The 3989-nt window shown below is 37.7% G+C and carries 6 protein-coding genes and 1 pseudogene; all 7 read left to right on the top strand.

Features of this window, described 5'->3' with window-relative positions:
• Positions 1–231 precede the first annotated feature (231 nt).
• On the top strand, positions 232–573 hold the full coding sequence (locus tag ACMWKA_RS25435; RefSeq protein ID WP_040023936.1) for a hypothetical protein: 342 nt from the start codon (positions 232–234) through the stop codon (positions 571–573).
• Between the two features lie 109 nt (positions 574–682).
• Positions 683–1267, top strand: coding sequence for a hypothetical protein (locus tag ACMWKA_RS25430; protein WP_040023934.1), 585 nt, complete (start codon positions 683–685; stop codon positions 1265–1267).
• A 162-nt stretch (positions 1268–1429) separates the two neighbouring features.
• Positions 1430–1816: a hypothetical protein gene (locus ACMWKA_RS25425; protein WP_414760692.1), complete on the top strand. Its 387-nt coding sequence runs from the start codon at positions 1430–1432 to the stop codon at positions 1814–1816.
• Positions 1817–1947: 131 nt separating this feature from the next.
• Positions 1948–2215: pseudogene (locus ACMWKA_RS25420) on the top strand (RHS repeat-associated core domain-containing protein); the annotation flags it as partial.
• A 340-nt stretch (positions 2216–2555) separates the two neighbouring features.
• Complete coding sequence (locus ACMWKA_RS25415; RefSeq protein WP_248032411.1) at positions 2556–2933, top strand: hypothetical protein; 378 nt, start codon at positions 2556–2558, stop codon at positions 2931–2933.
• 187 nt (positions 2934–3120) lie between these two features.
• Entirely contained in the window at positions 3121–3525 is a 405-nt protein-coding gene (locus ACMWKA_RS25410) for an SMI1/KNR4 family protein (RefSeq protein ID WP_248032412.1), read from the top strand.
• A 177-nt stretch (positions 3526–3702) separates the two neighbouring features.
• Positions 3703–3894 carry a hypothetical protein gene (locus ACMWKA_RS25405; RefSeq protein ID WP_414760691.1) on the top strand — a complete coding sequence of 64 codons (192 nt, stop codon included), beginning with the start codon at positions 3703–3705 and terminating at the stop codon, positions 3892–3894.
• Positions 3895–3989: the final 95 nt, after the last annotated feature.

The following is a 3989-nucleotide window of genomic DNA, read 5'->3' as shown; positions in this document are numbered from 1 at the left end:
TCGTAAGTCGGTGCGTGCAATATAATAGGATATCGTTTATGAGAATATAAAGGTAATTGATATAAAATATGATTTGATTTATAGGTATGATTTCGGTTGGCAAAAAATTGCTCAAAAAATAACTAACCGAATTATTAAAATTGATTAAAGTAAAATTCAATGGAATATATAACACTATCATTAACTGCTTGCTTTACAAAGTATAAAAGATAAACCTCAAGGATTGTGCGTATGAGTCAGTTAGAGTACAGAAAAGCTTATTGTTTAGATGTTGTAATAAATAAAATTGGTGGGGGTACATTGGATAATTTTTGTCTGTATACAAAAGAATATGAGCTATCAGCAAAAGCAGATCTTATTTGTTATTTGGAAAGCTATCCTGCCATTATTGATGACGATGAGGAAGTATATCCTGATTTTGTTGTCGAAAATTCGCTAGAGCTGTTTTTCTATGGAGAGCAATTTATAGATGTATTATATAATATCTCTATCCAAAGAGAAAAACCATCTGTAGATGATTTCATATCAGGTTTAAATTTTTATCTCGAGAACGATAACTTCATAGAGCTTTGATTTAAAGAGCGAGAGAGGAATTGAAAATTGATTTACTTAGCTTGTTTGAAGGTGGTACATACTGAGATTTTTATTTTAAATTAATTGGTTGTTACTGAGGGTTATATTTATGGATGCGTCTGAGACCATTGTGAATGAGATTGAAAAAGCATTAAAACAATTTATTGTTATTTGCAATAAATACTCGCTGTCAGGGAGTTTCAGCACCGTCAATGATCTGGACAATGCCTTCCCGCCCAACTTACCTCGTTCGACAGAGGTGGAGTTTTTATATGAAAATTATAATCCTGAAAAGTTAAAGATTGAAACTGGCTTCACGCCAATTAAACTTTACTCAGTAAGTGAGCTCTTGAAGGCTCAAAGTGGTTATGAATACTTACCAGATAATTATCTTGTTATTGGCGATGATTTAGGCGGAGGTAAACCTATAATTGCGGTTATCGATGAAGGGAGTTCCTCTGTTTATGCAGATTATGATGTAGTTGAACCGTTTCAGATAGCTAGTAGTCTCTCTGGGTTCATATTTTCTCTAGCTGAGCTTATTGATTTGGTATATGGTCAATACAATATCTTTGATATAGCAGATGATAATGACGAAGTAAAAGATGATTTCATTGATGAGTTGCGGGGAAGGATTGTACCATTTATTTGTAATAAAAATTTCAATGCATTTTATAATTATTTTTATGGATGAATTATTTTCTTTCAAAGTAAGCCAGCACGGAGAAAATGTTATTTTTTTAGCGAGGTGATGTTCTCTGTGATTCTTACAGGCCTTTTAAGCAAGATTTTAAAGAGTAACGTTGTATATTTTTTAAAGTAGAAATCATATAATGCATGAAAGGAGAGGGATTATATGCAGACTACGCGAGTAATGGGCGAAGGATATGAACCTTACGTTGAGAAATTAGGTGACAAACTGATTTATTCATTAACTGTTGAATCGGGATTTGTCAGCTTTTATTTTGAGTTTGATATTCTTAAGACCGATCTTGACGTCCTGCTGTCCGATCATTACCGGCGGGCCGTCTTGGAAGTGACCGCACACACTTTGCTTCAGCACTCGACGTTGAAGGGACATAAACGATTTACTCAGAACGATTTTGATAACCTTATTGCCACGACCCTTCATGCATCGCAAGAGCATCTTAGCGCATTCATTTCTCAGATTAATCGGGAGCACAATATTTCGATTGAACATTATGTGAATGACATAGTGAATACACGCATAACCAAAGGATGAATATACCGATCCCAGATAAGGTCAACATTCATCTAAAATCACGCTGTATCTACAAATCTATTCAACCTCGTGCTAACCGAAGAGACCAAATCGATATCGTGATAACCGACGAATGCGACGAGGTGCGCTGAAGCGGGCAGTTCGACAGCTTTGGTGAGGTACGCCATCAGAGCGAAGGGTTCTCACGGGTTGTGAATCGCACAGCGATGGCGCATCAACCGCTTCGCTATGCAGGGCAGTACGCTGACGGTGAAACGGGGTTGCATTATAACCTGTTCCGCTACTACGACCCGCAGGTCGGGCGGTTTATTGTGCAGGATCCGATAGGGTTGAATGGCGGGTGGAACCTTTATCAGTATGCGCCGAATCCGTTGGGGGGGGATTGATCCGTTAGGTTTATGCAAGACGGAATCTAATGCTGATGGAAAAATCCGAATCCTCCAGGGCAGGGGTACCACAATGAGACTTATGCTTCTAAGCCAGTTAAACCAGAGGATGGCCTTAATCGTTGGGATGATTTCCTTAGCCCCGGCCCCCATACAAATATCCATCCAAGAACTGGATTACCAGACTCAGACCGAATCGTATCGGCTGACGGTAAGAGAAGTATCCGTTATGGTAACCATGAGATGAATAGTAAACCTACCCAACATCATTACCATGAAGACAAATGGACATTAGACTCTGTAAATAATGTCATGAATTTTGATAATCTTGTTGTGAGAGTACCGATACTAAAATGACAAACATAACAGTAGTGAAATTTGATGGAAATAAAGTAGAGTTCACCTCACCTTTAGGCAATGGAGTGGCTGTATGGTGTGGTGAACCACCGGAAGTAAATAGATGTTATAATGTCGAATTTGATGTGGACGACATGTTTAAATGGGGCTGGAATATTAATGGTGTTTGTCAGCAGACACCTGAAATTAAGATGGGTGGTGATGGGGTGTTATTTGTTTCTCAGGTTATATCTTATGAGAGTGACGGGGTTTTAACTGTCTCATTAGGGGGGCGTATGATATTTTTAAATGTTGAGTCCTACCCTGGTGGTAGTAAATTTGTTTCGTTTTTAACAGCCATAAAAAATATCTCATTGTATCCTTTTGAAGTATAGATGGAAACTGAGAAGAACTTACCTGTTCCGCTACTACGATCTACAAGTTGGGTAGTTAATTGTGCCGGGTTGATGTGGTCTGAGATGGGCATTAACTCATTTTTCGAGCTCAGAGCTTATTTATAATTTAATGCGTGCGGAATCTTTGCCAAAACCGCACCTGTAGATTCTTCAAGGTAAAGTCATCATGTATCTTACTGATTCAGAATATAAATTGACTGTTGACGAAATAAACGCGTTCAATGCGTACTTTGATCATCATCTTCCCACGTCATTTCTTGATTTTTATCTAAAAAATAATGGCGGGTATCCTAATGATAATGAAGAAAATAATCCGTTTATGCTTGGCGGTTTTAACCCTATAAAATATGGTGACCTGCCGATAGAGAAACTCTATTGTGACCTTATCGAATCATTTGGCGAGTTGAGGAATATGGTTCCCTTTGCCTATGATGATGGGGGGAACTCTTTTCTACTATCTCTTAAATCTGATGATTCATTAGGTAAGGTATTTATTTTCCTGATGGATGATAAAGAAATTGAATTGGTTTCTGACTCGTTCTCAGAATTTATAAAGGAATTATTTTCTTGACAATGCAAAAGCAGCCTCCAAAATTTTAGGTAGGGAGGTTACTGTTATCAAGGACTCAATATCAGTGTCCGTATAAAATATTTAAGTTGTGTTGTTAAGTTAAGGGGTTATAGATTTATAACCCGGTTATGCCGAGTTTATTAATGTTTATCCTTAAGAAAGCATTAGGAAAAACCTATGGATAGAGTAGACTTGCAAAATGAGTTAAATAAATTAAACATACCCAGTGATAGCTACTCTATTGATGGTGTTGAGGGTGAGGCATTATGTTTGATCCTCGATGGAGGGCGATGGTGTGTTTTTTACAGTGAACATGGAAAACGCACAGAGGTTGAATTTTTTGCAACTGAAAACGATGCTTGTCAATAGACTGGCCCCCTGAATCTCCAGACAGTTGGTATCACTTAAGTTAGTGATAGTCTTAATACTAGTTTTTAGACTAGTCGTTGGAGTCCGAATGATTG

The sequence above is a fragment of the Enterobacter sp. 03-F-07-AD-ECC genome, assembly GCF_047530935.1.
GTDB lineage: Bacteria > Pseudomonadota > Gammaproteobacteria > Enterobacterales > Enterobacteriaceae > Enterobacter > Enterobacter cloacae.
Note: the sequence above shows the minus strand (reverse complement) of the source record. Positions and strands in the feature narration are given on the sequence as shown.